The 23985-nt window shown below is 68.0% G+C and carries 24 protein-coding genes and 1 other RNA gene; 5 read left to right on the top strand and 20 right to left on the bottom strand.

The annotated features are described in order from the left end of the window. Positions 1–13: 13 nt before the first annotated feature. From AC1RNC_RS17960 to AC1RNC_RS17945, 4 genes are all read right to left on the bottom strand, one after another. Positions 14–457 carry a pseudoazurin gene (locus tag AC1RNC_RS17960; protein WP_492837894.1) on the bottom strand — a complete coding sequence of 148 codons (444 nt, stop codon included), beginning with the start codon at positions 455–457 and terminating at the stop codon, positions 14–16. A gap of 87 nt (positions 458–544) precedes the next feature. Beyond that, a complete protein-coding gene (murG, locus tag AC1RNC_RS17955) occupies positions 545–1633 on the bottom strand; it encodes an undecaprenyldiphospho-muramoylpentapeptide beta-N-acetylglucosaminyltransferase (RefSeq protein WP_492887697.1) in 1089 nt (362 codons plus the stop codon). Position 1634: 1 nt separating this feature from the next. Beyond that, the gene (ftsW, locus tag AC1RNC_RS17950) at positions 1635–2807 is read right to left on the bottom strand and encodes a putative lipid II flippase FtsW (RefSeq protein WP_492837892.1); all 1173 of its coding nucleotides are present in this window, start codon (positions 2805–2807) and stop codon (positions 1635–1637) included. 97 nt (positions 2808–2904) lie between these two features. Next, positions 2905–3135 (bottom strand): hypothetical protein, encoded by a 231-nt coding sequence (locus AC1RNC_RS17945; protein ID WP_492837891.1) that lies wholly within the window; start codon positions 3133–3135, stop codon positions 2905–2907. Positions 3136–3438: 303 nt separating this feature from the next. On the opposite strand from AC1RNC_RS17945, the gene AC1RNC_RS17940 reads away from it, so the two are divergent. From AC1RNC_RS17940 to AC1RNC_RS17930, 3 genes are all read left to right on the top strand, one after another. Next, entirely contained in the window at positions 3439–3648 is a 210-nt protein-coding gene (locus tag AC1RNC_RS17940; protein ID WP_125159448.1) for a cold-shock protein, read from the top strand. Positions 3649–3740: 92 nt separating this feature from the next. Further along, positions 3741–4097 carry a DUF6481 family protein gene (locus AC1RNC_RS17935; protein WP_492837890.1) on the top strand — a complete coding sequence of 119 codons (357 nt, stop codon included), beginning with the start codon at positions 3741–3743 and terminating at the stop codon, positions 4095–4097. A gap of 5 nt (positions 4098–4102) precedes the next feature. Then, on the top strand, positions 4103–4231 hold the full coding sequence (locus tag AC1RNC_RS17930; protein ID WP_492837889.1) for a hypothetical protein: 129 nt from the start codon (positions 4103–4105) through the stop codon (positions 4229–4231). Here the strand turns inward: AC1RNC_RS17930 and AC1RNC_RS17925 are convergent. After that, positions 4228–4659 carry a thioredoxin domain-containing protein gene (locus AC1RNC_RS17925; RefSeq protein ID WP_492887695.1) on the bottom strand — a complete coding sequence of 144 codons (432 nt, stop codon included), beginning with the start codon at positions 4657–4659 and terminating at the stop codon, positions 4228–4230. The two genes, AC1RNC_RS17930 and AC1RNC_RS17925, sit on opposite strands and share 4 nt — an antisense overlap. Positions 4660–4851: 192 nt before the next feature. On the opposite strand from AC1RNC_RS17925, the gene AC1RNC_RS17920 reads away from it, so the two are divergent. Beyond that, entirely contained in the window at positions 4852–5868 is a 1017-nt protein-coding gene (locus tag AC1RNC_RS17920; RefSeq protein ID WP_492887694.1) for a sensor histidine kinase, read from the top strand. A 13-nt stretch (positions 5869–5881) separates the two neighbouring features. Here the strand turns inward: AC1RNC_RS17920 and AC1RNC_RS17915 are convergent, their stop codons facing one another. The 14 genes from AC1RNC_RS17915 to AC1RNC_RS17850 all read right to left on the bottom strand — a co-directional run bounded on the left by AC1RNC_RS17915 (position 5882) and on the right by AC1RNC_RS17850 (position 21653). Next, the gene (locus AC1RNC_RS17915; protein ID WP_492887693.1) at positions 5882–7921 is read right to left on the bottom strand and encodes a hybrid sensor histidine kinase/response regulator; all 2040 of its coding nucleotides are present in this window, start codon (positions 7919–7921) and stop codon (positions 5882–5884) included. Then, positions 7914–9425: an ATPase domain-containing protein gene (locus tag AC1RNC_RS17910; RefSeq protein ID WP_492887692.1), complete on the bottom strand. Its 1512-nt coding sequence runs from the start codon at positions 9423–9425 to the stop codon at positions 7914–7916. The genes AC1RNC_RS17915 and AC1RNC_RS17910 overlap by 8 nt, the downstream gene beginning before the upstream one ends. A 196-nt stretch (positions 9426–9621) precedes the next feature. Next, entirely contained in the window at positions 9622–11037 is a 1416-nt protein-coding gene (murD, locus tag AC1RNC_RS17905) for a UDP-N-acetylmuramoyl-L-alanine--D-glutamate ligase (RefSeq protein ID WP_492887691.1), read from the bottom strand. A gap of 11 nt (positions 11038–11048) precedes the next feature. Continuing rightward, positions 11049–12161, bottom strand: coding sequence for a phospho-N-acetylmuramoyl-pentapeptide-transferase (gene mraY / locus AC1RNC_RS17900; RefSeq protein WP_492887690.1), 1113 nt, complete (start codon positions 12159–12161; stop codon positions 11049–11051). Next, entirely contained in the window at positions 12161–13621 is a 1461-nt protein-coding gene (locus tag AC1RNC_RS17895) for a UDP-N-acetylmuramoyl-tripeptide--D-alanyl-D-alanine ligase (protein ID WP_492887689.1), read from the bottom strand. Before AC1RNC_RS17895 ends, mraY begins: the two co-directional genes overlap by 1 nt. After that, positions 13614–15074: a UDP-N-acetylmuramoyl-L-alanyl-D-glutamate--2,6-diaminopimelate ligase gene (locus AC1RNC_RS17890; protein ID WP_492887688.1), complete on the bottom strand. Its 1461-nt coding sequence runs from the start codon at positions 15072–15074 to the stop codon at positions 13614–13616. The genes AC1RNC_RS17895 and AC1RNC_RS17890 overlap by 8 nt, the downstream gene beginning before the upstream one ends. Further along, positions 15071–16840, bottom strand: coding sequence for a peptidoglycan D,D-transpeptidase FtsI family protein (locus AC1RNC_RS17885; protein ID WP_492887686.1), 1770 nt, complete (start codon positions 16838–16840; stop codon positions 15071–15073). Before AC1RNC_RS17885 ends, AC1RNC_RS17890 begins: the two co-directional genes overlap by 4 nt. Further along, positions 16837–17277 carry a cell division protein FtsL gene (ftsL, locus tag AC1RNC_RS17880; RefSeq protein ID WP_492887684.1) on the bottom strand — a complete coding sequence of 147 codons (441 nt, stop codon included), beginning with the start codon at positions 17275–17277 and terminating at the stop codon, positions 16837–16839. The genes AC1RNC_RS17885 and ftsL overlap by 4 nt, the downstream gene beginning before the upstream one ends. Then, a complete protein-coding gene (gene rsmH / locus AC1RNC_RS17875; RefSeq protein ID WP_492887683.1) occupies positions 17274–18209 on the bottom strand; it encodes a 16S rRNA (cytosine(1402)-N(4))-methyltransferase RsmH in 936 nt (311 codons plus the stop codon). The genes ftsL and rsmH overlap by 4 nt, the downstream gene beginning before the upstream one ends. Further along, entirely contained in the window at positions 18206–18673 is a 468-nt protein-coding gene (locus AC1RNC_RS17870; protein ID WP_492887682.1) for a division/cell wall cluster transcriptional repressor MraZ, read from the bottom strand. Before AC1RNC_RS17870 ends, rsmH begins: the two co-directional genes overlap by 4 nt. Before the next feature lie 330 nt (positions 18674–19003). After that, positions 19004–19386, bottom strand: an RNA gene (rnpB, locus tag AC1RNC_RS17865) — RNase P RNA component class A. 49 nt (positions 19387–19435) lie between these two features. Then, the gene (locus AC1RNC_RS17860) at positions 19436–20035 is read right to left on the bottom strand and encodes an FMN-binding negative transcriptional regulator (RefSeq protein ID WP_492887681.1); all 600 of its coding nucleotides are present in this window, start codon (positions 20033–20035) and stop codon (positions 19436–19438) included. Further along, positions 20035–20763 carry an N-acetylmuramoyl-L-alanine amidase gene (locus AC1RNC_RS17855; protein WP_492887680.1) on the bottom strand — a complete coding sequence of 243 codons (729 nt, stop codon included), beginning with the start codon at positions 20761–20763 and terminating at the stop codon, positions 20035–20037. Before AC1RNC_RS17855 ends, AC1RNC_RS17860 begins: the two co-directional genes overlap by 1 nt. Further along, positions 20760–21653 carry a DMT family transporter gene (locus tag AC1RNC_RS17850; protein ID WP_099576215.1) on the bottom strand — a complete coding sequence of 298 codons (894 nt, stop codon included), beginning with the start codon at positions 21651–21653 and terminating at the stop codon, positions 20760–20762. The genes AC1RNC_RS17855 and AC1RNC_RS17850 overlap by 4 nt, the downstream gene beginning before the upstream one ends. 118 nt (positions 21654–21771) lie before the next feature. Between AC1RNC_RS17850 and AC1RNC_RS17845 the strand changes: the two genes are divergently transcribed. After that, positions 21772–23262, top strand: coding sequence for a flavin-containing monooxygenase (locus tag AC1RNC_RS17845; protein ID WP_492887678.1), 1491 nt, complete (start codon positions 21772–21774; stop codon positions 23260–23262). Positions 23263–23324: 62 nt separating this feature from the next. On the opposite strand, the gene AC1RNC_RS17840 is transcribed toward AC1RNC_RS17845, so the two are convergent. After that, positions 23325–23984, bottom strand: coding sequence for a DUF3052 family protein (locus tag AC1RNC_RS17840; protein WP_492887677.1), 660 nt, complete (start codon positions 23982–23984; stop codon positions 23325–23327). Position 23985 lies beyond the last annotated feature (1 nt).

Raw genomic sequence — 23985 nt, 5'->3', positions numbered from 1 at the left:
GGCCGCGCGGCCTCTACCGGATCGCGTTGAACGCCGCGGTGAGACGGCGCTTGGTCAGCGGCGGCGCGGAGGCCAGAACCTTGTTCGATGTCGCCGGATCGAGCTTGGCGTCGCCCACCTTGGCGACGAACACCATGCCCATGCTCCAGTGCGGCAGGCATTTAACGCCGTAAACGCCCGGCTTGGTGAGCTTCAGCACCACTTCCTTGCCCATCACGCCCCTCACCGGCGCGACGCCGGCCGGCAGCAGCTCCGGGATCGACTCGGCGTTGTGGCCCGGATCGGTGGGAATGAAGCGGATGGTGTCGCCCACCTTCAGCCTGGCGGTCGAGGGTTCGAACACCATCGGCCCCTCGGCGCCCTGGTTGCGCATCTTGACCGTGAGCTCGGCGGCCGAGGCGAAGCCAGCATGCGCGACGACCGCGACGGCGCCGGCGAAAATCAACGTCCTGAACATGGGCGAACCTTCTCTGCGCGAGCGGTCACAGCCGCTGCGCGTTCGCCTTAGGCCGGTCCGCGCGGGACAGCTTTGCGCAAGCTCAAGTCAGCGCCGCGCCGTGCGCTCCACAAGATCCGCCAGTTCCTCAGCCGCGTTCGGCTTGGCCACCGAGCGCGCGCCCTCGGCCATCCGCGCCAGACGCTCCGGGTTCTTCAGTAGGGCGTTGAGGGCCCCGGCCATGGCGTCGACCGTCAGCTCGTCCTCCAGGCACACAGCCGCGCCGCCCGCCTCTTCCAGGAGCTTGGCGTTGAAGCGCTGATGGTCGTCGGCGGCGATCTTCAGCGGGATCAGGATCGACGGCCGGCCGGCGACCGCCAGCTCGGTGCAGGTCGAGGCGCCCGAGCGGCCGATCACCAGGTGCGCCTGGCGCAGATAGCCGGCCATGTCGCGGAAGAACGGCGCGACCTCGCAGTCGACCATGGCGTTGCGATAGATCTTGCGGGCGTTTTCCATGCTCTCGGCGCGGGCCTGCTGGAAGACCTTGAGGCGCGAGCGCATGTCCTCGGGCAGCTTGGCCACCGCCTCGGGGATCAGCTCGGACAGCAGGCGCGCGCCCTGGCTGCCGCCGGTCACCAGGATCCGCAGCTGCACCTCGGGGGCGATGTAGGGCACGTCGTAGAGCGCGCGCACCGGCGGGCGCACGGGATTGCCGACGACGTGGGCCCGAGCCTTCACGGCCGGCTTGGCCATCTGCAGCGTCGGGAAGGCGCAGGCGACCTCGTCGACGCGCGGGGCCAGGAAGCGGTTCACGCGGCCCAGGACCGCGTTCTGTTCGTGGATCACCGTCGGGCGCTTCTGGCTCAGCGCGCCCAGCAGGGCCGGCAGGGCGGGATAGCCGCCAAAGCCGACGACCACAGCCGGATCCAGGCGCTTGAAGGCCGCGCGGGCCTGCAGCACGCCCTGCATGACCGTAAAGCCGGCCTTGATCATGCCCAGCGGGTCGTTGGACTTGGCCGTGGCGGCCGACAGCGCCAGCCGCTCTTCGGCCGGAAACTTGTCGGCGTACAGCGCGCCGCGATCGTCCGTGGCCAGCACGACACGCCAGCCGCGCGCGGTCAGGGCCTCGGCGAGCGCCTGGGCGGGGAACATGTGGCCGCCGGTTCCTCCGGCGGCGACGACAGCCAGCTTGCTCATCTCAGGCGAAAGCGCCGTCGTGGCCAAACTCGCCGCTCGCCCCATAGGCGCCGGGGCGCTTGCGCACCAAGGCCAGGGCCATGCCCAGAGTCAAACCCATCGCGAGCATCGAGGAGCCCCCGTAACTGATGAACGGAAGCGTCATGCCCTTGGTCGGGATCATGTTCAAGTTCACGGCGATATTGATGATGGCCTGTTGCCCCACCAGCACGAACAAACCGGCGGCCGCGACCTGCTCGAACGGGTCGTTCAGCTTCATGGCCTTGTACAGCCCGCGCACCACCAGGAAGGCGAAGATCGCGATCAGGGCCCAGGAGAAGATCAGCCCGTACTCCTCGGCGGCCACCGAATAGATGAAGTCGGTGTGCAGGTCGGGCACGTGGCGCTTCATGACGCCCTCGCCCGGGCCGCGCCCGAAGAAGCCGCCGGCGCGAATGGCCTCGGCGGCGCGGGTGATCTGGTGGGTGTCGGCCTGATCGGGACTGAGGAACTTTTGCACCCGGGCGTGCACGTGGTCGAACAGGAAGTAGGTCGAGGCAAGACCCGCCAAGGCGACCACGCCCAGGCCCATGATCCACGAGATCGGCACCCCGGCCATCCAGAAGGCGGCTCCGAAGGCAATGGTGATCAGCACCGTCTGGCCGACGTCCGGCTGGATCAGCAACAGGGCCACGGCGATGAAGTAGAGCAAGAAGGCGATCGAAACACCCGGCACCCCTTCGCCCTTCTGGCCCTCGGCGAACATCCACGAGACCAGCACGATGAGGGCCGGTTTCATGAACTCGGAGGGCTGGAGCGTGAAACCGCCGAACTGCAGCCAGCGCGTGGCGCCCTTGGCGTTGTGGCCGATAAACGGCAGGGCGATCATGATCGCGATGGCGCCGATATAGATGAAGAAGGCCGCCCGCCGGATCCCCTTGGGCGACAGCATCGATACGGCCAGCATCAGCACCGACGAGGCGCTGGCGAAGAAGCACATGCGGATGGCGAAATGGAACTGGTCTTCGATGCCGATCCGCTGGGCCGCGGCCGGGCTGGACGCGAACGACAGCAGCATGCCGAGCGTGGCCAGCAGGGCCGTCGCGCCCAGCAGCCAGCGGTCGGTCGTCCACCACCAGATGCCGATCGCGGTGCGGTCGGTGCGGGCGAAGGCATGTGTCGCGTTGGAGGCCATGGCCGGAGAGTCGGACCGCAGGGTTAATCAAATCTTGCCGCGCCGTTCTACGCCGGTGGACATGCGTCGAAAAGCGCGTGCGAACCGCTGGTCGCGATCAGCGCAGTTCGAAGTACGCCACCTCGCCGCCCTCGGTATGGGCGACCACGGCGATGTTCAGCGCCTCGCCGTCGTCGAGGGTCAGGCGGCACTCGCCAGCCCGGAAAGCCTGCCGCAGGATGTCAGGCTCGCCCGTGAGGCTGCCCTTGCCGCTCTTGCGCCCGGCAGGCCCGCTGGCGACGAGCAGGGAGAAGGCCACGGCGCTGTCCTGGCGGGTGACCGTCAGCACGCCGTTTCCGGTGCGAGGAAGCTTCTGGAGCTTGGTTACTGGCATCGAATACGAAGCATGAGACTGAAAAACATGCCCTATTATTACAGAATGAAACCGACTGATGTAGAATAATATTCAGAAACCGCTTGCGGAATTTCGCCTGTCGGCGCATGGTATATTTCATCGAATATCGAACTGGTTCGGCCGCTCTCCATGCTTGCTCTTCGGATCGAGCCCCGAGCCTCTCCAAATCCTCTCCGAAAATTTGATCGCATGGCTCGTCTCGAGTCGCGCGCGACCTATCATGCAAGGAATACATCCATGACCACCGGCACCGTGAAGTGGTTCAACTCCACCAAGGGCTTTGGCTTCATTCAACCCAACGACGGCGGCGCTGACGTGTTCGTCCACATCTCGGCCGTCGAACGCTCGGGCCTCGGCTCGCTCGACGAAGGCCAGAAGGTCAACTTCGAACTCGAACGCGACCAGCGCAGCGGCAAGATGTCGGCTGGTCAGCTGACCGCCGCCTAAGGATTCAGACAGGCCCGGATGGATCATCCGGGCCTGTCGTCCGTTCATCTTCCCGCCGGCTCGCGAACTCGCGTCCGAATACGAAAGCGACCATGAATCCATTAGACATCCGCCATTCGGACCGCCTCAAGACGGCCGCCGACGCCAAGGCCGCGCTGCTGGCCAAGTTCAAGCCGCGCGCCGCCAGCATCGACCCGTTGTTCGCCCAGCGTGAAACGCTGCGCGCCCAGGAACTGACCCAGGTTCGCAAGCTGCGCGCCGACGCCAAGGCCGCCGTCAAGCAAGCCACCGCCGACGCCGAAGCCGCGCGGATCGAGGCGCAAGCCGCTCTGGACGCCGAGGCCCTGACCGCCAAGCGCGGTGAGCGCAAGGAACGCAAGGCGCTGTCCGCCGCCGACGCCAAGGCCAAGCGCGACCAGCGCTACGCGGCCCGCAAGGCCCGGAACTAGACCCGGTGGCCCGCAAACCCAACTACGATTTCGAGCGCAAGGAACGCGAGCGCCAGAAGGCGGCCAAGGCCGCCGAGAAAGCCGCCGCCAAGCGCCCCGCTTCGGACGACCCGTCTCCGTCGAACGAAGTCTAGACCAAAGCGCGCCGCGTCCAGTCCACGATCTGCGGCGCGGTCATGGCTCCGGCCTGACGGGCGACGACCTGACCGTCCCTGTAGAGCACCAGGGTCGGGATGCTGTTGACGTTCAGCGCGCCCGCGGCGGCAGGTTCGGCTTCGGAATCGAGCTTCAGCAACCTTACGGCCGGCTCCAGCTGGCGCGCGGCGGCCGCGAAGGCCGGCGCCATGCTCCGGCACGGCCCGCACCAAGGCGCCCAGACATCCAGCAGCAGGGCCGTCCCTTTCGTCATGCGGCGATGACGATCCAGTTCCGCGCCGGTCACGGCCGTCGGACCGCCGGTGAACAACAACGACTTGCAGCGACCGCACTTGGCCGAGAGCGGATCGCGATCCTCCGGAAGGCGATTGCCGGCTCCGCAGGCGACGCAGACGACCTGAGACATCGAAACTCCTTCAAGCCCTGACGTCGGAACAGCCACGAAAAGCGGGCCGTTCCATCCGGGCGCACTCAAGTCAATTCAGATGGTTGGGCGCTCCGCTGTGCGCAAGACGCGCGAAGGTCCGCCGAGTCGCACAGGCTTTGCTTGAATTCGCCCGTCAGCCAGTGATCATGGACCGCATGGCAGGGGCGACGCGTGGCCGACGAAGGATCCGATAAGGCCGTTCTGGAAGGCGCCGGGGCTTATTTCCTCAGCGTGGTCGAGGCCAGCCCGGACTGCATCCGCGTGATCAGCGCCGACGGCCGTGTCGAGTACATGAACGCCCAGGGTCAGTCGCTGTTCGAGATTGACGATTTCGACGGTCGCAATCGCCAGCGCTACTGGCCCGACCTGTGGCCGCCGGAAAGCCGCGAAACCGTCGAGCAGTCTCTGCGCGCCGCCCTCGGCGGCCACGCCGTCGCCTTCCGCGCCTTCTGCCCCACGGCGCGGGGCGCGCCGCGCTGGTGGGACACCACCGTCTCGCCCATCCTTGAGCACGGCCGGGTGATCCGTGTGCTGGCCACCTCACGCGACGTCACCAGCGAGCGGACGGCGGAGGCGCACCGCCAGCTGCTGGTCAACGAGCTTAACCACCGGGTCAAGAACACCCTCGCCACGATCCAATCGATCACCAACCAGTCGCTGCGCAACGCCGGCGTCGAGGCCACGGTGCGCGACGCCCTGGAAGGCCGGCTGATGGCCATCGCCGCCACCCACAACGTACTGACCGACCAGAACTGGTCGGCGGCCAATCTGCGCCAGATCGTCGACGGCTCGGTGACGCCCTACAGCGCCAGACCCGGCCAGCTGACCATCACCGGCCAGGACCTGAAGGTTTCGCCAAAACCGGCCGTGGTCATGGCCCTGGCCTTCCACGAATTGGCGATCAACGCGCTGAAATACGGCGCCCTCTCCACCCCCGACGGCCATGTGGACGTCCGGTGGTCGGTCGAGCCGGATGACCAGCTGATCATCGAATGGGCCGAACGCGGCGGCCCCACGGTGCGACCGCCGGAGCGGCGGGGTTTCGGCTCTCGCATCGTCGAAACGGCCTTGCCCAACGAACTGGGCGGCCTGGTGGCGCTGGACTACCGCGCCGACGGCCTGCGCTGCTCGATCCGCTCGCCACTGGCGGCGCTGGACAAGGTGGACGCCTTCATGCCGCTGGAGTGAGCGGCGACGCTCCCTATCCGACGGCCGCGGCGCGCTCGCCCAACGCCTTGCGGACGGCGACGGCCAGGTCGCTGACCTTGAACGGCTTGCGCAGGACGGCCTCGGAATTGACCAGTTCCCGGATCGCGCCAGCGTCGGCATAGCCAGTGATCAGCAACATGCCGAGGGTCGGGATGACTTGCCGCGCTCGCCTGGCGACCTGGGCGCCGTCCATGCCCGGCATGGCGAAGTCGACGACCATCAGGTCGGGGCGGTCCTCGGCCAGGCGCGACAGCCCTTCCTGCCCTCCCGACGCCTCGGTGACGCGGTAACCCAGCGAGCGCAGGCACTGGACCAGAAACCGGCGGACGCTGGGGTCGTCGTCGATCACCAGGACGCGTTCGCCCTCGCTGAGCGGAGTTTCGTTCGGCGGAATGTCGCTGGGCCGGATGCGATCGCCGGCCTCGGTGATCGGCAGCCAGATCTCGATCGTCGTCCCGACGCCGACGGTGCTGTCGATCCGCACCGTGCCGCCCGACTGGGTAGCGATGCCATAGACCTGACTGAGGCCCAGCCCCGTCCCCTTGCCCACGCTCTTGGTCGTGAAGAAGGGGTCGAACACCTTTTGCAGCAGATCCTTGGGAATCCCGTGGCCGGTATCGCTAACCGCGATCACGACGTGGTCGCCGGGCTGCAGGCCTTCATGCCACTCGTCGGAAATCCGGCTCGAGATGGTCACCACGCCGCCATCGCCCATGGCGTCGCGGGCGTTGATGGCCAGGTTCAGCATCGCCAGTTCCAACTGGTTGGCGTCGGCCTTGGCCCGCGCCGCGCCGGCGGCCAGCGCCATGCGGACCTCGACCGTGTGACCCAGGGTCCGGGTCAGCAGGTCGTCCATGCCGGTGATCAACGCGTCGACCTCCACGGGCTGCAGATCCAGCTGCTGGCTGCGCGAGAAGGCCAGAAGCTGAGCGGTCAGCTTGGTGGCGCGCTCGACGCCCTCGCGGGCGTTGGCGGCCATGCGCTTGACGCGCTCGTCGTCGCTGCGCCGCTCGATCATGTCGATATTGCCGACGATGGCGGTCAGCAGGTTGTTGAAGTCGTGAGCGATGCCGCCGGTCAGCTGGCCGATGGCGTCCATCTTCTGAGCCTGGACCAGGGCGGCCTGGGCCTGCTCGCGCTCGCTGATCTCGGCCAGCAGACGTTCGTTGGCGCGCTGCAGCTCGCGGACGCCGTCGGCGATGCGCTGTTCAAGCGTCTCGTTGAGCAGGCGCAGTTCCGCCTCGGCCGTCTTGCGCCCGGTGATGTCGAGGCTGATCCCCGACATCCTTCGCGGCTCGCCGGGCCGGATCCGGTTGAGCCGCCCGCGCACCTGCACCCAGTGCAGGGAGCCGTCCGGCCAGAAGATCCGGTACTCGACGTCGTAGTCCTCGGCGCACGCGATCGAGGCGTTCAGCGCGGCGGCGCGCAGCGCCTCGTCCTCCGGGTGGACGGCCGCCTCGACGCCGGCCAGCGTCAGCGGCTGGTCAGCGTCATGGCCGAAGTGCCCGCGCGTCGCGGCGGACGTGGTCAGCGCGCCGCTGTCCAGATTCAGGTCCCAGGCGCCCAGCTTGCCGGCCTCAAGGGCGAAGCGAAGCTGCTCCTCGGCCCTGGTCTGGGCGTGCAGATGATCGCGGGCGAGATACTGGCGATGGCGGGCGCGGATCGCCGAATGGGCCGCGCTGATCAGCGTCTCGGCGTTGATCGGCCGCTCCAGCAGCACGATGTTGCCAATGCCCTTGAGGCGCTCGGCGTCCACCTGCGTCCGTTTGCCCGGCTGTTTGGTGACCAGCACGATGAACGGAAAGTCCGACCAGGTCGGCTGATGGGCCAGCCAGTCCGTAAGGGCGTCCAAGCCCCCCTGGGCCAGCGCCTCCTCGGTCAGGATCGCCGCGCCAGCCTCGTCGCCCAGCGCCTGGCTCAGCTCGCCCAGGTCGCCACAGATCTGCGAGGCGTGACCGACATTGCGCAGGGTTTCGGCGATGACCGCCGCGTCCCGCCCTCGCGGCGCCAGGATGAGGATCGGTTTAGGCATCCGCCGACCGACTTTTCTCCTCGCCCAGCATCTCGATCTTGCCCTGGTACGAGGGAAGGCCCGACATCACGCCCTGGAAGTCGGTCAGCGCTTGGCCCACCTCGATGCCGCGCCCGGTCAGACGGATCTCGCGGATGGTTTTCTCGTGCGCGGCCGTGCGGCTCTTGACCGCCGAGACCGCCGTCAGCACCGAACCGGCGGCCTCGAAGAAACGGAACAGCAGGATGCCGTCGCTGAGGTAGCTGAGATCGATGTCGCTTCGGACCTCGCCGATGAAACCGTGCTGGCCCAGGATCAACAGTGTCACCACGCCTTGCTGGTTCAGATAGGTCAGCAGTTCGTGCATCTGCAGCAGCAGGAACTTCTGCCCCGGCATGGCCTGCAGATAGGCGTTCAGACTGTCGATGACGACGGTCCGCGCGCCCAGACGCTCCACTGCGTCACGGACGAGGAACGCGAACTCTCCGGGCGAAAGTTCAGCCGGGTCGATGGCGCGGACGAGCAGTTGGTTGTTGTCGATATAGGGCTTCAGATCCATGCCGAGCGCCTTTGAGCGCGTCAGCAGGGTCGGCAGGCCCTCGTCGAACAGGTAGTAGGCGACCGTCTCGCCCCGCTCGAGCGCGGTCAGGGCGCAGCGCACCGAAGTCGTGGTCTTACCCACGCCCGAGGGACCGCTGATCAGAGTGTTGGCGCCGCGCGTCAGCCCGCCGCCCATCAGCGCGTCGAGGCCCGGCGAGCCCGTGGACACCATCTCCTGGACGAAGGTGGCGGGATGGTCGGCGGCGACCAGGCGCTCGAAGACCCGGATGCCGCCGGTGTCGAGCGAGAAGTCGTGAAAGCCGCCTCGGAACTTGATGCCCCGCATCTTGACGACCTCGAGTTGTCGACGCTGCGCGCCGTATTCCTGGGTCATCCGCCGCAGGCTGATCACCCCGTGGGCGATGCTGTGCAGTTGCAGGTCGCCATCCTCGGCGGTCTGGTCGTCCAGCAGCAGGACCGTGCACCGACGGGTGGCGAAGAAGTGCTTCAGCGCCAGGATCTGGCGGCGATGGCGCAGCGGATTCTGGGCCAGCAGCCGCATCTCCGACAGGCTGTCGAAGACCACGCGGAGCGGCTTGGTCTGCTCGACCTGCCTCATCACCCCGCGCGTGGTCTCGCCAAGCTCGACATCGGACGGATGCAGCACCGACTGCTCGCTGTCGGGGTCCAGCCCCTCTTCGCTGACCAGCTCGAACAGGTCTATTCCGTCCAGAGACCAGCCATGGCTGGCGGCGGCCGCCTTGAGTTCCTGCTCGGTTTCCGAGAGCGTGATGTAGAGCCCGGTCTCCCCCAGTTCGCGCCCCTTCAGCAGGAACTGCAACGCCAGGGTGGTCTTGCCGGAACCAGGCGTGCCCTCGACCAGGTAGATGCGATCGCGCGTCAGACCGCCGCCCAGGATGTCGTCGAGCCCAGACACCCCCGTGCTGACACGGGCGCCTTCTCTCTCGACCCTGGCTTCAGACATGCTCGCTCCGTGGACGACGCGCCACCTCCCTTAGCGGCGCATGAACGGTTCAACGCCGAACGCACGGCTAAGTTCAGCCGCGCCGCGCCCGATACGCGGACGGCGGCGAGGGACGTTGGCAAGCAAGTCCGATGGAATTGGGAGCGGCTCTTGAAGATCGTGGAGCGTCAGTCGCGGCGTTGCGGCCAGATGGCCTTCACGCCACCGCCGACTTGCCGCCGCTGGCCGTCAGGCCGTTGACCGCGGCGCGGAACGCTTCGCCCCGAGCCTCGAAGTCGCTGAACTGGTCGAACGAGGCGCAGGCCGGCGAGAGCAGGACGACGGCGTCCTCCCCGCTCGCCGCAGCGTCGGCATAGGCTTGCTGAACCGCCTTCTCCAGCGTGCCGCTCATCTTCACGTCGGCCTTGCCGGCCAGGGTCACGGCGAAGACATTGGCCGCCTCGCCGATCAGATAGGCCTTGGCGATGCGCGGGAAGAGGTCCTTCAGGTCGTCGATGCCGCCGGCCTTCGCGACGCCGCCGGCGATCCAGTAGAACTTCGGATAGCTGGACATCGCCTGGCGGGCGGCGTCGGCGTTGGTGGCCTTGCTGTCGTTGACGAAGCGGACCTTGCCGATCTTGCCGACCGTCTCCATCCGGTGCGCCAGGCCCGGGAAGGTCATCAGGCCCTCGACCGCGTCGTGGGCCGGGATGCCGATGGCGCGGGCGGCGGCGTAGGCGGCGGCGGCGTTCTGCCAGTTGTGGCGGCCCGGCAGGCTGCGGGCGCGAAGCAGGTCGGCCATCTCGACGACCCGCTCGCCGGTGGCGTCGTAGAGCACGCCCTGCAGGGCATAGACGCCCCGGCCCATCGCCTTGCCGGCGCTGATCGGCCAGATGGTGCGGCGGTTGGCGGCGGTGATCTCGGTGCAGATCTGCTGGCACCAGGGATCGTCGACGCCGATGATCGCCGTGTCGCCCTTGCCCTGGTTCAGGAAGATCCGGCGCTTGGCGGCGATATAGCCGTCCATGCCGCCGTGGCGATCCAGGTGGTCGGGCGAGATGTTCAGCAGCACCACCGCGTCGGGCTTCAGGCTCGAGGTCAGGTCCAGCTGATAGGACGACAGCTCCAGCACGTAGACCGCGCCGCCGTGCATGTCTTCCAGGCCTAGGACCCCCAGGCCGATATTGCCGCCGACCCGCGTGTCGCGGCCGGCCGAGGCGCAGAGGTGGCCGATCAGCGCGGTCGTGGTCGACTTGCCGTTGGTGCCGGTGATGGCGATGATCTTCGGGCGCTTATGCGCCGGCGCGGCGTTGACCGTCCGGGCGAACAGCTCGACGTCGCCCAGGATCTCGACTCCGGCCGCCTTGGCCTTTCCGACGGTCCAGTGCGGCTTGGGATGGGTCAGCGGCACGCCCGGCGACAGCATCAGGGCGGCGAACTGGCTCCAGTCGGCCGCTTGCAGGTCGACGACGGGGAAGCCCTCGGCGGCCGCGGCTTCGCGGCTCTCCGGCTTCTCGTCCCAGAGGGCGACCTTCGCCCCCCCCGCGATCAAGGCGCGCGCGGCCGTCAGTCCGGTTCGGCCCAGGCCGAACACCGCGACGGTCTTGTCCTCGAATCCGCGGACGGGGATCATACTCGGGCTCCCTAACGCAGTTTCAGCGTGGCGAGGCCGACGAAGGACAGCATCATCGCCACGATCCAGAACCGGATCACGACGGTGGATTCAGCCCAGCCCAGCTTCTCGAAATGGTGGTGGATCGGCGCCATCAGGAAGACGCGCTTGCCGGTCTTCTTGAAGTAGGCGACCTGGATCATGACGCTCAGCGCCTCGGCCACGAACAGGCCGCCGACAATGCCCAGGACCAGTTCGTGCTTGGCGCAGACAGCGATCGCGCCCAGCGCGCCGCCCAGGGCCAGCGAGCCGGTGTCGCCCATGAAGATCTTGGCCGGCGGGGCGTTGTACCAGAGGAAGCCCATGCCCCCGCCGATGATCGCGCCGCACAGCACCGCCAGCTCGCCGACGCCTGGCGCGAAGTGCAGGTTCAGATAGTCCGCGAACTTGTAGTTGCCGACGAGATAGGCGATCAGGCCGAAGGTCGAGGCGGCGAACATCACCGGCACGATGGCCAGGCCGTCCAGGCCATCGGTCAGGTTCACCGCGTTGGAGAAGCCGGCGATCGTGACCGCGGCGAACACCACGTAGAACCAGCCCAGATTGATCACCAGCGCCTTGAAGATCGGGAAGACCACGCTGGTCTCCATGCCCGGTGTCATCGGCGACTTGGGCGCCCACAGGATCAGGATCACGGCGGCGACGATGGCCACGGCGAACTGGGCGATCAGCTTCTGGACGCTGGAGAGGCCGGCGGTAGTCTGCTTGGTGACCTTGGCGTAGTCGTCCATGAAGCCCAGCAGGCCGTAGCTGCCGGTGATCAGCAGCACGACCCAGACGTGGATGTTGCGCAGGTCGGCCCACAGCAGGGCGCCGACGAACAGGCCGGCCAGGATCATGAAGCCGCCCATGGTGGGCGTGCCGGCCTTCTCGGTGACGTGACGGGCGATGCCATCGGTGCGGATCGGCTGGCCCCTGCCCTGCTTGGCCTTCATCCAGCGAATGAAGCGCGAGCCCATGGCCACGGCGACGATATAGGCGGTCAGCATCGCCATGCCGGACCGGAAGGTCAGGTATTTCAACAGGTTCAGCGCCGGGACATGCTCTTGCGAGCGCGCCAGCCATTCGTACAGGAAGTACAGCATCAGCCCTGTTCCCCAAGGTCGAGCGCCGCCAGGGCCCGGGCGAGAACCCCGGCCTTGGAGCCGTTCGACCCCTTCACCATCACCACGTCGCCAGGCCGGATCGCCCCCGCCAGCTGCGCCGTTAACTTTTCAGTAACTTCCGCGTAGCCGCCTCGCCGAGTCGGCGGAAGCGCCTCCCACAGCGATTTCATGTGGACGCCTGCGACAAAAACGACGTCAACGTTTGCATGGTCGATCGGGCCTGCAAGCTCGGCGTGAAACCGGTCGCTGTCCTCGCCCAGTTCGAGCATGTCGGTCAGCGCCACGACCCGGCGACCGGCGACCTTGCGCGCGCCCAGGGTCTTCAGAGCGGCCTGCATCGAGACCGGATTGGCGTTGTAGCTCTCGTCGACGAGGGTGAAGGGACCGCCGTCGATGCGGATGGTCTTCTCCGCCCCGCGGCCCTCGATCGGCGCGAAAGCCGCCAGCGCCGCCAGCGCCGTTTCGCGCGGCACGTCCAGCGCTTCCAGCATCAGCAGGACGCACAGGCTGTTGGGGCCCCAGTGGACGCCGGTCTGCAGCAGGGAAATCTCGATGGGTTCGCCACGCAAGACCGCCTTAACCACCGATCTTCCCGGCGAAAGCCGGGACCCAGATTCATCCGGAGCGCCCGTCGCCTTGTCATCTGGGCCCCGGCTTTGGCCGGGCAGATCGGACGAGAAAGAGACGAGCTGAGCTGTGCAGTCCGGTGAAGACCCGAAGCTCCAGACGGTCGCGCCGGCCTTCTCGGCCTCGGCCTTCAGGAAGTCGAACCAGCGGTTGTCGGCGTTCAGAACCGCGATCCCGCCCGGCCGCAGGCCGGCGAAGATCTCGGCCTTGGCGCGGGCCACGCCCTGCTCGCCGTCGGGGAAGTTCTCCAGATGGACCGGGCCGACCGTGGTGATCGCCACCGCGTGCGGCTGGACGAAGCCCGACAGGGGCGTGATCTCGTCGGCGTGGTTCATGCCGATCTCGAACACGGCGCGCTCGCTGTCGCGCGGCATCCGGGCCAGGGTCAGCGGCACGCCGATGTGGTTGTTGTAGCTCTTCACCGACGCGTGGGCCTTGCCCGCCAGGCGAAGACCGGCCTCGACCGCGCGGGTGACGCTGGTCTTGCCGACCGAGCCGGTCACCGCCCCACGCTTGCACTGGGGCGCGCGCTCGCGGGCGGCGACGCCCAGCCGCTCCAGCGCCTTGAAAGTGTCTTCGACCATTACGGCCGGCGCGTCGACGGCCTTGGCGGCCAGGACGCCGGTCGCGCCGTTGGCGACCGCCTGCGCGACGAAGTCGTGGCCGTCGCGCGCGCCGACCAGCGGCACGAACAGGTCGCCCGCCTCGACGGTGCGGGTGTCGATCGAGACGCCGGTCACGGCGAAGTCGCCGGCGACCGTACCGCCGACCGCTTTCGCGATTTCCTCAGCCGTCCAGAGCGCTTCAGGCATCGACGCCCTCCAGCGCTTCCAGGGCCTCGGCCACGTCGTCGAACGGGTGGACGACGCCAGCGACGATCTGGCCCTGCTCGTGCCCCTTGCCGGCGATGACCAGCACGTCACCCTCGCCCATCAGGTCCACGGCGGCGCGGATGGCGGCGCGACGGTCGCCGATCTCGCGGGCGCCCGGCGCGGCTTCCAGGATAGCGGCGCGGATCGAGGCCGGGTCTTCCGAGCGCGGATTGTCATCGGTGACGATGGCGATGTCGGCCAGTCTGGCGCCGATCGCGCCCATCAGCGGACGCTTGCCGCGATCACGGTCGCCGCCCGCGCCGAACACGGCGATCAGCTTGCCGCGCGTGTGCGGGCGCAGGGCTTCCAGCACGGTCCGCAGACCGTCCGGCGTGTGAGCGTAGTCGACATAGGCCTCGCCGCCCTTGGGACCACGCCCGACACGCTGCAGGCGCCCGGCCGCGCCTTCCAGGCTCTCCAGGGCCTTCAGCACCTTGGCGACGTCCTCGCCCGCGGCGACGCACAGGCCGGCGGCGACCAGCACGTTCGAGGCCTGGAAGGCGCCGGCCAGCGGCAGCTTGATGTGGTGGACGACGTCGTCTGCCTCGATCACCAGGTCCTGGCCGGCAGGGGTCGGAGTGCGCGAGATCAGGCGCAGACCCTGGCCGTCCTCACCCACCGAGAAAATGCTCTGGCCCGAGGTGACGGCGGCGGCGGCGAAGTTCGGGAAGGCCTCGCTGTCGGCGTTCAGCACCGCCATGGCCCCGCCGGGGGTAAGCGTGTCGAACAGGCGCAGCTTGGCGGCGCGATAGGCTTCCATCGAGCCGTGATAGTCGAGGTGGTCCTGGGTGAAGTTGGTGAAGCCGGCGGCCTTCAGCTTGACGCCGTCGACGCGGCGCTGGTCGACGCCGTGCGAGCTGGCCTCCAGGGCCAGGTGGGTGACGCCCATCTCGGCCAGACGCGCGACCATCTCGGCGACGTCGCCGGCGTCCGGCGTGGTCAGGCCCGGCGGGGTCAGTTGCTGATCCGGTTGGCCTGCTTCGCTTACCACGACGCCCAGGGTGCCCATGCTGGCGGCCTTGTGGCCCAGCTTGGCGAAGATCTGGCGACAGAAGCCGGCGACCGAAGTCTTGCCGTTGGTGCCGGTGACGGCCACGCACATGGCCGGCTGCTTGCCCCAGAAGGCCGACGAGGCCAGGGCGTAGGCGCGGCGGGCGTCCTCCGAACGGACCACCGGCACGCCCAGGCCTTCCAGCCCGTCTTCGGGCGCCAGGATGGCGGCGGCGCCCTTGGACACCGCGCCCGGCGCGAAGTCGCGGCCATCGACCTTGGTCCCCGGCAGGGCGGCGAACAGCCAGCCGGCCGTGACCTTGCGGCTGTCGGCGGTGACGCCGGCGATCACCGGGTCACTGGCGAACGGACGGTTGAACAGTTCCGACAGATGTCTGGTCATAGCCCCGCCTCCGGTGTGGCGCTCTTCTGGGGGCTGGCGATGGTCACCAGCTCGGTCTTGCGTTGCACGCCCAGGAACGGCGCGATGCGTTCGATCACCTTGCCGGCGGGCGGCGCCCCGACCCAGCCGCCGGTCGAGAAACCGAACGACTTGGCGGTGCCGTGCGGCTCGTCCATCAGGATCAGCACGAAGTAGCGGTCGGCTTCCAGCGGGCCGTCGGTCGGGAACACAGCCGCGAACGACGAGACCTGGCGCTGGTGGTTGTAGCCGCGGATCGAGGGGTCGTATTTCTCGCCGGTGCCGGTCTTGCCGCCGACGGACAGGCCCGGCACGTCGGCCTTGCCGCCGCTGCCGCCCTCGCCGGGGATGACGTTGGCCCGCATGATCTTCAGCATCTCGGCCGAGGTCGCCTCGGAGATCACCCGGGTTCCTTCCGGGCGCACGCCGTCGGGTATCTTCTTGATTGTCAGGGGCAGCATCTTGCCGCCGTTCAGCAAGGCGCCCATCGCCTGGGCCAAGGCCAGGGGACTCACGTTGATGCCGTGGCCGAACGAGGTGGAGGCCACCGCATCCATGTCCCACTTGCGCGGGGTCAGCGGCCGCGCCGACTCCATTAACTCGACCTTGGCCGGCTTGGTCAGGCCCAGGGCCGAGAAGTAGCGCGACAGCCGTTCGCCGCCGATCTTTTCGGCCAGCATGGCCGTGCCGATGTTCGATGAGTGCTGGAACACCTCAACGAGGTTCAGGATGGCCTTGGCCGCGTGATAGTCGTGGATCGTGCGATAGCCCAGCTTGAAGGGCTCGCGCGCGTCGAAAGTCGACTGCGGCGTCGCCACGCCAGTGTCGAGACCGATGGCCACCGTGAACGCCTTGAAGGTCGATCCCATCTCGTAAACCGAGGCGGCGGCGCGGTTCAGCTTCTGCTCGTCGGCGGCGTCGCCGGCCTTGTTGGCGTCATAGTCTGGCCAGCTGGCCAGGCCCAGGATCTCACCGGTGTGGACGTTGGTGACCAGGCCCACCGCGCCTTTCGGCGTGAACTCGGCGACGCCCTTGCGCAGCTCGTCCTCCAGGGCCGCCTGCACGCGCACGTCGATCGACAGCTGGGTCGGGCCGCCCTGCCCGCCCGCGGCCTTGCGGATCGGATCGTCCAGGGCGCGCTCGGCCCCGGCCAGACCCTTGCCCCCGCTGTCGACGAAGCCGACCAGGTGCGCGGCCGTCGGACCCAGAGGATACATCCGCCGCTCCTGCTCCTCGAACGAGATTCCGGGCAGGCCCAGATTGAAGATGGCGTCCTTTTCGTCGGGCGTCAGGCCGCCCAGCACGAAAGCGCGGTGGTCGCCGAACACGGCCTTGTCCAGGCGCTTGGCCGGAACCTGCGGCAGGGCCTTGCCCAGGGCGCGCCGCACTTCCTTGGCGTCCCAGACCTCGCGCGGATCGACATAAAGCGCGTAGTGGGCCAGGTCGACGGCCAGCAGCTTGCCGTTGCGGTCGACCACATCGCCGCGCGCACCGTCGGCGCCCTGGGCGTAACCGTTACCCTGCCCCGCGCGCGAGAACAGCGCCGCCCAGCCGGCGCCCAGGCCGACGCCGACGAAGCACAGGCTGAAGAAGCCCATGACCAGGAAGATGCGGATGCGCGTATCGTCTTCGGGCTTGGCCGCGGCGCGCGAGCGCTCGAAGGCGTGCTCCAGCCGCCAGACGCGCTCGATCAGCCACCGCCACAGCGGCGACTGGAAGCCGCCGGGGCCAAGATTGGAGAGGCTCATCGCTGGCCCCCTTCAACTTGAGGGGGCGGCGGGACGTCGTCGGGCACGGCTTCCGGCGCGTCGGCGGCCAGGGCCTCGGGTGCGACCGGCGCGGCCGAAATCGGCGCGCGCGGCAGCTCGCGGCGGCGCGCGACGTCGATCAGGGCGTCCTCGGTGATCTCGTGGTCCGGCGCGATCGGCTTCAACTGCATCATCTGCGCCAGTTGCTCGATGCGACGGGGCTGCTCCAGATGGGCGACCTCGGCCTCCAGCAGACGCTTGCGGACGCCCTCGTCGACGATCTCCTGCTCGATGCGGCTGATCTCCTGGCGCTCGCGACCCGCGAAGGTCTTGGCCAGATAGACGCTGGTCACCAGGGTCAGCAGGACGCCCATGCCCGCGACCTCGACGATGCGGAAGCCCCGGATGCGGCGATCGAACAGGCCGACGCTAGTCACGCGGTGGCCTCCCAGACGGGAGCCGCCGTGCGCACGGCGGCGCGCAGCTTCGACGAGCGCGCGCGCGGATTGACGGCCAGCTCGGCCTCGCCAGGCGCGATGGCCTTGTTGGCGATCAGCTGGAAGCTGGCCGGCGCGCCGGTCGGCGCCTGCGGCAGGTGGCGCGAGCCGCCCGGCGTGCGCCCGGCCCGCTCGGCCAGGTAATTCTTGACGATGCGGTCTTCCAGCGAGTGGAAGGTCACCACCGCCAGCCGGCCGCCCGGCTTCAGAATCCGCTCGGCGGCGGCGAGCCCCGCCTCCAGCTCGGCCAGCTCCTCGTTGACCGCGATGCGCAGCCCCTGGAACGAGCGCGTGGCCGGGTGGACCTTGGCGCCCTTGCGGCCGCCCAGGGCGCGTTCGATGACGTGCGCCAGGTCCAGGGTGCGCTCGAACGGACGCTCCTCGCGGCGCTTGACGATGAAGCTGGCGATGCGGCGCGAGGCGTGCTCCTCGCCATAGACGTAGAGGATGCGGGCCAGCTCGGTGTGGTCGAGCTCGTTGACGAGGTCCGCGGCCGTCGGACCCGTATCGCTCATCCGCATGTCCAGCGGGCCGTCGCGCATGAACGAAAAGCCGCGCTCGGCCTCGTCCAGCTGCATGGACGACACGCCGATATCCAGCACCACGCCGTCGACCGACTGGGGCTCGAAATGCTCGCCCATCTGGGAAAAGCGGTCCTGGATCAGGCGGAAGCGGTCCGCCGGCAGGCCTTCGGCGAACTTCCGCACGGTCGGGTCGCGGTCAAAGCCGACGACGGTCGCGCCCGTGGCCAGGATCGCGCGGGTATAGCCGCCGGCCCCGAAGGTGCCGTCGATGATGGTCTCGCCCGGCCCAGCGCCCAGGGCCTCGACCACTTCGTTCAGCAGGACCGAAATGTGCGGCGCTTCGCTCACGACGCAGCCCCGAACTTGGCGACGCGCTGCTGGGCGCGCAGGGCCGCCAGACCTTCCTTGGCCAGGTCACGCTGCGTCGCGCGATGGGCCTGGAAGGCCTCGCGCGACCAGATCTGAAAACGCTCACCCATACCGACGACGGCTACCCAATCCGTGAGGCCGCACATTTCGCACAGCTGGTCGGGAAGCGTAATGCGACCAGCTGTATCAAAAGACAGTTTGGCCATGCCGCCCAGGACGCTGGTCTCCAGCGCCGTGCGGGTCGGATCTCCGAACGGCATCTCCTCGATCACCGCCAAGTAACGATCGAACAAGGCTTTTCCGCCAGCTTCCAGGCAATCGGCCTCGATCGAGGGGAAGCAGAAGATGCCGTCGAACGGGCCGGAGACGGCCGCGCGGAATTCCTGCGGCACAACGATGCGCCGCTTGCTGTCGAGCTGTTTCTCGAACGTCGAGAGAAACACTGAAGCCAACCCCGCCCAAGCCCAAGCCGGTCGGCGAGCTGCCACCACCTCGCCCCGACGCGAATTGGGTTAACATGGGATGAACTGGGAGACAATGACACCAACTGCCATTTCATCGACAATTCAAAGATGTCGCACGCCTTCTTCACGGTGCACGGAAGTTAATCCACAGAACATACACAGAACTCACCGCGCGAACGCCTTGGGCCGTCGCAGTTCGTCCCATTGGATGTGAACTTCAGGCGCCGTGGCCTTTCCCCGCGCGTAGGAAGACTCGGATGCGCCGCGCGTGAACGCGCTCTGTCGCCTCCCCGCCAGACGGGGAGGATGGGGACCAGATGATCTGTAAGCCGGGTTCTGTTCCGCCGCTCGAAAGCGACGGCGACGATCATTCCTCTAGGCCGGCCATTGCTGGACGGCTCTCGCGACCTACCCGGACCCTCTCGGCCAGTGACGGCCTATCCGACGCGAGGCCGGCGCGGGGTCCCTATTCGGTCTTGCTCCAGGCGGGGCTTGCCATGCCGTCCCTGTCGCCAGGTCCGCGGTGGGCTCTTACCCCACCCTTTCACCCTTCCCGCCCCGTAGGGAGGAGGTTTGCTTTCTGTGGCGCTATCCCTGGGATCGCTCCCGGTGGGCGTTACCCACCGCCTTGTCACCGTGGAGCCCGGACTTTCCTCGGCGTCCGAAGACGACGCGACCGCCCGATCATCTGGTCCGGGACGGTGTTTGACGGGGCGGAGCCCAAACGTCAACGCTCCAGCGTCAAAGGTCTCGCATCAGGCGCGCGATCGGATTGTCTCCCAGCCCCCGGGCCGCGCCCAGACGATCGGCGTCGTTCTTGTTCTGCGAGAGCTTGAACGTACCCTCCAGCCGCTCGACGAACAGCCGCCCGCCCATGATCCCGCGCAGCAGGGACTCGAACTTGCCAGGCTTCATCTTGTCGCGGGTCCAAGGCGGCTTGGGGAGCAACCGCGCCTCTTCCTGCGCCGAAAGGTCGTCGAGCAAAGCCATCAGCTCGACGTCGTCCAGCGGCGCGACCGAGCCCTCGGCTTCGACGGACTGGTAGTTCCAGGTCGGCACCTGGTCGGCGCTCTCGTACCAGTCGGGGCTGATATAGGCGTCGAGCCCCGTGGCCAGCACCACCGCCCGGAAGCCCTGGGTCAGGTGCCGCGTCAGCACGTTGCCGCGCGACAGGTGGAAGTCGAGGGCGATCTCGCCGTTCAGGTCGCGGATCACGACGGGCGACTGAGCCACGAGCGGCCGTCCGCCGACGGACGCGGCGATCGTAACGAACGGATGAGCGCGGATGAAGTCCAGCAGGACCGCGCGATCCTCGACGTGGAAGCGGCCGTCCGGGTGCATCAGTCCGCCGCCGCGCGCAGCAGGCCCACCAACCGCGCCCGGGTCTCGCCGTCGGCGATGCCGTCGAAGCGGCTCTGCAGCCAGTGGCGCTGGAAGGCCGACACCACCGTCGTGGTCCACTCGTCGTACTTGCCGGTCGGGGCGCAGTCGAAGCCCAGGCGGGTCAGGCCAGCTTGCAGGGCGAAGACGCCGGTCCCCTCCTCGCCCTGGCCCAGCGGCGCGCCGGGCGACGGCGCGGGCTCGATCCAGAGGCCGTGGCCGCTTTGCGCCAGGCGCTTCCAGGGGAAGAGCTCGCCCGGATCGACCTTGCGGCCCGGCGCGATGTCGGAGTGGCCGAGGATGCGGCTATCGGGGATCATCCAACGCGAGCGCACGTCGGCCAGCAGGTTGATCACGGAGGCGATCTGGGCCTCGGGGAACGGGCGATAGCCGAACTCGTGGCCGGGATTGACGATCTCGATGCCGACCGAGGCCGAGTTGATGTCCTTGACGCCCTTCCAGAAGGCCGCCCCGGCGTGCCAGGCGCGGCGCTCCTCGGGCACGAGGCGGAAGATGCGGCCGTCTTCCTCGACGCAGTAGTGCGCCGACACCTTGGCCTCGGGGTCGCGCAGGCGCTCGATCGCGGCCTCGCCGGTCTCCATGCCCGTATAGTGCAGCACGATCGTATCGGGCACGGCCTTGCGGGCGTCGAAATTGGGCGACGGGGCCTCGATAAGGCTCAGACTCATTGGGCGCGGTTCCGGATCGACATCAGCAACGGCATGACCTGATTCCGCCGAAGCGCGATGATCAAGACGCCGGTCAGGGCCAGGCCTGCCCCCACGCCCATCCGCAGGTCGAAATGATCGTGGGTGACCAGCACGCCCAGCAGGATGGTGAAGAGCGGCGTCAGCAGGGTGAGCGGAGCGATCAGATTGGCCTCGTAGCGCTGGATCAGCCCGTAATAGGCCGTATGGGCCACGACCGAAACCACCAGGGCCGAGAACACCACCGCCGCCACGAACGGCCAGCCGGCCGCGATCCCCGCCGCGACCTGCCCGGGCTCGATCGCCGCGCTCATCGCCGCCAGCGGCCAGATCGACGAGAAGCCGACCCAGGCCTGGAACTGCAAGGGCCGCACGCCCTCGACCTGCTTCATCATCACCGCGCCCAGCGAGCCGGCGAAGGCGGCCGCCACGATCAGCCAGAGCCCCGGCGACAGCACGAAGCCGTGCGGGCTCCACATCACCGTCACCGCGCCAGCCAGGGTAAGCGCGATGCCGAGACCGCGCCGCCAGCGGATCGTCTCGCCCAGCATCAGCATCGACAGCAGGGTCGTGAACGGCACGCCCAGCTGGATCACCACCGACGCCGCCGACGGCGAGGCGGTCTTGAAGCCCATGAACAGCAGGGCGAAGTTCCCCGCTCCCATCAGCAGCGCCACCACCACGATCCGCCACGTCGGCTTGGGCGCGGGCAGCAGCCACGGCAGGGTCGCCAAGGCCACCAGCGAGAAGCGCACCGCCGCGTAGAACAGCGGCGGCACCCCCCAGTGGGCGACCACGATCTTGGAAATGATGTTGTTGCTGGCCCAAACCAGACAGATCAGGACGAGAAGGCCGAAGTCGCGAAGGGACATGAAGTATCCGATAGGCCGCGGTTGACGTTCGGTCAAAACGGTCGTTTGTTAGTGAACACTGTTCACATACGACCACGCCGGGTCAACCGGCGGGCGTGAAGACCGGGCGGGAAACGGAATGACCATCGAACATGTCGACGTCCTGATCGTGGGCGCGGGGCTTTCAGGGATCGGCGCGGCCTATCACCTGAAGAAGCACTGCCCCGGCAAGATCTATGCGATCCTGGAGGGGCGCGAGGCGATCGGCGGCACCTGGGACCTGTTCCGCTATCCGGGCATCCGCTCCGACAGCGACATGTACACTCTGGGCTATAGCTTCAAGCCGTGGAAAGCCGCCAAGGCCATCGCCGACGGTCCGTCGATCCTGAACTATGTCCGCGAAACGGCGCGCGAGCACGACGTCGACCGTCACATCCGCTTCAAGCACATGGTCAAGCGCGCCAGTTGGTCGACGCAGACGGCGACCTGGACGGTCGAGGCCGAGCATAACGGTCAGACCGTCACCTTCACCTGCGGCTTCCTCTATATGTGCGCCGGCTATTACCGCTATTCGGCCGGCTACACGCCCGAATTCGCGGGGACCGAGCGCTTCAAGGGGGCGATCGTCCACCCGCAGCACTGGCCCGAAGCCCTCGATTACACCGGCAAGAAGGTCGTGGTGATCGGCAGCGGCGCCACCGCCGTGACCCTGGTGCCAGAGATGGCCAAGACGGCCAGCCACGTCGTCATGCTGCAGCGCTCGCCGACCTATGTGGTCTCGCGCCCGGCCGAGGACGGGATCGCCAACTGGCTGCGCTCCAAGCTGCCGGCCATGACCGCCTATGGCCTCACCCGCTGGAAGAACGTCCTCTTCCAGATGCTGTTCTTCAACATGGCCCGCAAGAAGCCGGAGAAGGTCAAGGAACGCCTGCTGGGCATGGTCCGCGAGCACCTGGGCTCGGACTACGATATCGAGACCCACTTCACGCCGCGCTACAATCCCTGGGACCAGCGCCTGTGCCTGGTGCCGGACGCCGACCTGTTCGACTCGATCAAGTCGGGCGCCAGCTCGGTGGTCACCGACCACATCGAGACCTTCACCGAGACCGGCCTCCAGCTGAAGTCCGGCAAGACCCTGGACGCAGACGTCATCGTCACGGCCACGGGCCTGCAGATGCAACTGCTCAGCGGCATGGAGGTCGTGGTCGACGGCAAGGTCGCCGACCTGTCCCAGTCGATGAGCTACAAGGGCATGATGTTCAGCGACGTGCCGAACCTGGCCTCCGCGTTCGGCTATACCAACGCCAGCTGGACGCTGAAGGCGGACCTGACCTCCGAATATGTCTGCCGCCTGCTCAACCACATGGATCGCACGCGAACCGACTTCTGCGTGCCGCGCGTCGACGGCGAGATGGAGGTCGCGCCATGGCTCGACTTCTCGTCCGGCTACGTCACCCGCGCGATCGGCCAGTTCCCCAAGCAGGGCCTGCGCAAGCCGTGGAAGGTGCACCAGAACTACGCCCTGGACCTGGCCGCCCTGCGCCTGGGCAAGGTCGAGGACGGGGTGATGCAGTTCGGGCGCAAGACCGGAGTGAAGGCCCAGCCCGTGAAGGCGATGGAAGCGGCCTGACGAGGCTTCCCTATCGCCATCTCCTCCCCGCCTTCGCGGAATGAGCGGTATCGGCGATAGCTCTACGCCTCCTCGTCGAACCCTTCGTCGTCCGCCACCGGAGCCGTCGCCGGCGCGGCCTTCGGCGTCTTGCGCTTCACGAACCGCAGGGCGGTGTGGGTCTTGGAGAAGGCGCAGACCTTGGTGTCGGACAGGCCAAAGCCTCGCGCGGCGGTCAGCACGTCGGTGTCCTTCAGCGGCGCGCCCTTGCCCTTCTGGGAGACGATCCAGATCGCGCCCTTGTCGGCCAGGATCCACATCAGGTCCTCCAGCCGGTCGAGGTCGGCCAGGTCGTCGGCCGCCAGGAACAGGATGTCGACGCCATCGGCCTCGTCGGCGTCGACCGGCTCGACGCGGGTAGACAGCTCGGCCAGGAACGCCTCGTCCTCGACGCCGTCGACGACCACGGTCATGCCCGGCTTCACACCCAGCTTGTCCAGGCGCGAGGGCGGGTTCTGGATGGCGTGCAGCCACTTGTCGGCCTGGCCCGGCTCCAGGGTGAACCGCGTGCCGTCGCTCAGCACCAGGTCATCGCCCTCGGTCCGCAGGTTCTTCAGCGCGTGGCCCTGGTAGATGCCGCGATAGGCCCCGCGGAAGATCAGCTTCGGCGGCTCCCACAGCAGCTTGCCCTCGCTGTCGCCGTCCGACAGCTGACCCCAGACGCCACTTGCTTCCTTGCCCATG

This window comes from Caulobacter sp. GW822-FHT01G02 (assembly GCF_058802865.1).
This window is presented reverse-complemented; position numbering and strand designations above follow the sequence as displayed.

Bases quoted from the DNA above. Each gene is read 5' to 3' on its own strand.
- AC1RNC_RS17845 (WP_492887678.1), top strand. From the start codon at position 21,772: ATGACCATCGAACATGTCGACGTCCTGATCGTGGGCGCGGGGCTTTCA.
- AC1RNC_RS17925 (WP_492887695.1), bottom strand. From the start codon at position 4,659: ATGTCTCAGGTCGTCTGCGTCGCCTGCGGAGCCGGCAATCGCCTTCCG.
- murG (WP_492887697.1), bottom strand. From the start codon at position 1,633: ATGAGCAAGCTGGCTGTCGTCGCCGCCGGAGGAACCGGCGGCCACATG.
- AC1RNC_RS17960 (WP_492837894.1), bottom strand. From the start codon at position 457: ATGTTCAGGACGTTGATTTTCGCCGGCGCCGTCGCGGTCGTCGCGCAT.
- AC1RNC_RS17895 (WP_492887689.1), bottom strand. From the start codon at position 13,621: ATGCCTGAAGCGCTCTGGACGGCTGAGGAAATCGCGAAAGCGGTCGGC.
- ftsW (WP_492837892.1), bottom strand. From the start codon at position 2,807: ATGGCCTCCAACGCGACACATGCCTTCGCCCGCACCGACCGCACCGCG.
- AC1RNC_RS17940 (WP_125159448.1), top strand. From the start codon at position 3,439: ATGACCACCGGCACCGTGAAGTGGTTCAACTCCACCAAGGGCTTTGGC.
- AC1RNC_RS17915 (WP_492887693.1), bottom strand. From the start codon at position 7,921: ATGCCTAAACCGATCCTCATCCTGGCGCCGCGAGGGCGGGACGCGGCG.
- AC1RNC_RS17890 (WP_492887688.1), bottom strand. From the start codon at position 15,074: ATGACCAGACATCTGTCGGAACTGTTCAACCGTCCGTTCGCCAGTGAC.
- AC1RNC_RS17910 (WP_492887692.1), bottom strand. From the start codon at position 9,425: ATGTCTGAAGCCAGGGTCGAGAGAGAAGGCGCCCGTGTCAGCACGGGG.
- AC1RNC_RS17860 (WP_492887681.1), bottom strand. From the start codon at position 20,035: ATGCACCCGGACGGCCGCTTCCACGTCGAGGATCGCGCGGTCCTGCTG.
- AC1RNC_RS17840 (WP_492887677.1), bottom strand. From the start codon at position 23,984: ATGGGCAAGGAAGCAAGTGGCGTCTGGGGTCAGCTGTCGGACGGCGAC.
- AC1RNC_RS17850 (WP_099576215.1), bottom strand. From the start codon at position 21,653: ATGTCCCTTCGCGACTTCGGCCTTCTCGTCCTGATCTGTCTGGTTTGG.
- AC1RNC_RS17885 (WP_492887686.1), bottom strand. From the start codon at position 16,840: ATGAGCCTCTCCAATCTTGGCCCCGGCGGCTTCCAGTCGCCGCTGTGG.
- AC1RNC_RS17855 (WP_492887680.1), bottom strand. From the start codon at position 20,763: ATGAGTCTGAGCCTTATCGAGGCCCCGTCGCCCAATTTCGACGCCCGC.
- AC1RNC_RS17935 (WP_492837890.1), top strand. From the start codon at position 3,741: ATGAATCCATTAGACATCCGCCATTCGGACCGCCTCAAGACGGCCGCC.
- murD (WP_492887691.1), bottom strand. From the start codon at position 11,037: ATGATCCCCGTCCGCGGATTCGAGGACAAGACCGTCGCGGTGTTCGGC.
- mraY (WP_492887690.1), bottom strand. From the start codon at position 12,161: ATGCTGTACTTCCTGTACGAATGGCTGGCGCGCTCGCAAGAGCATGTC.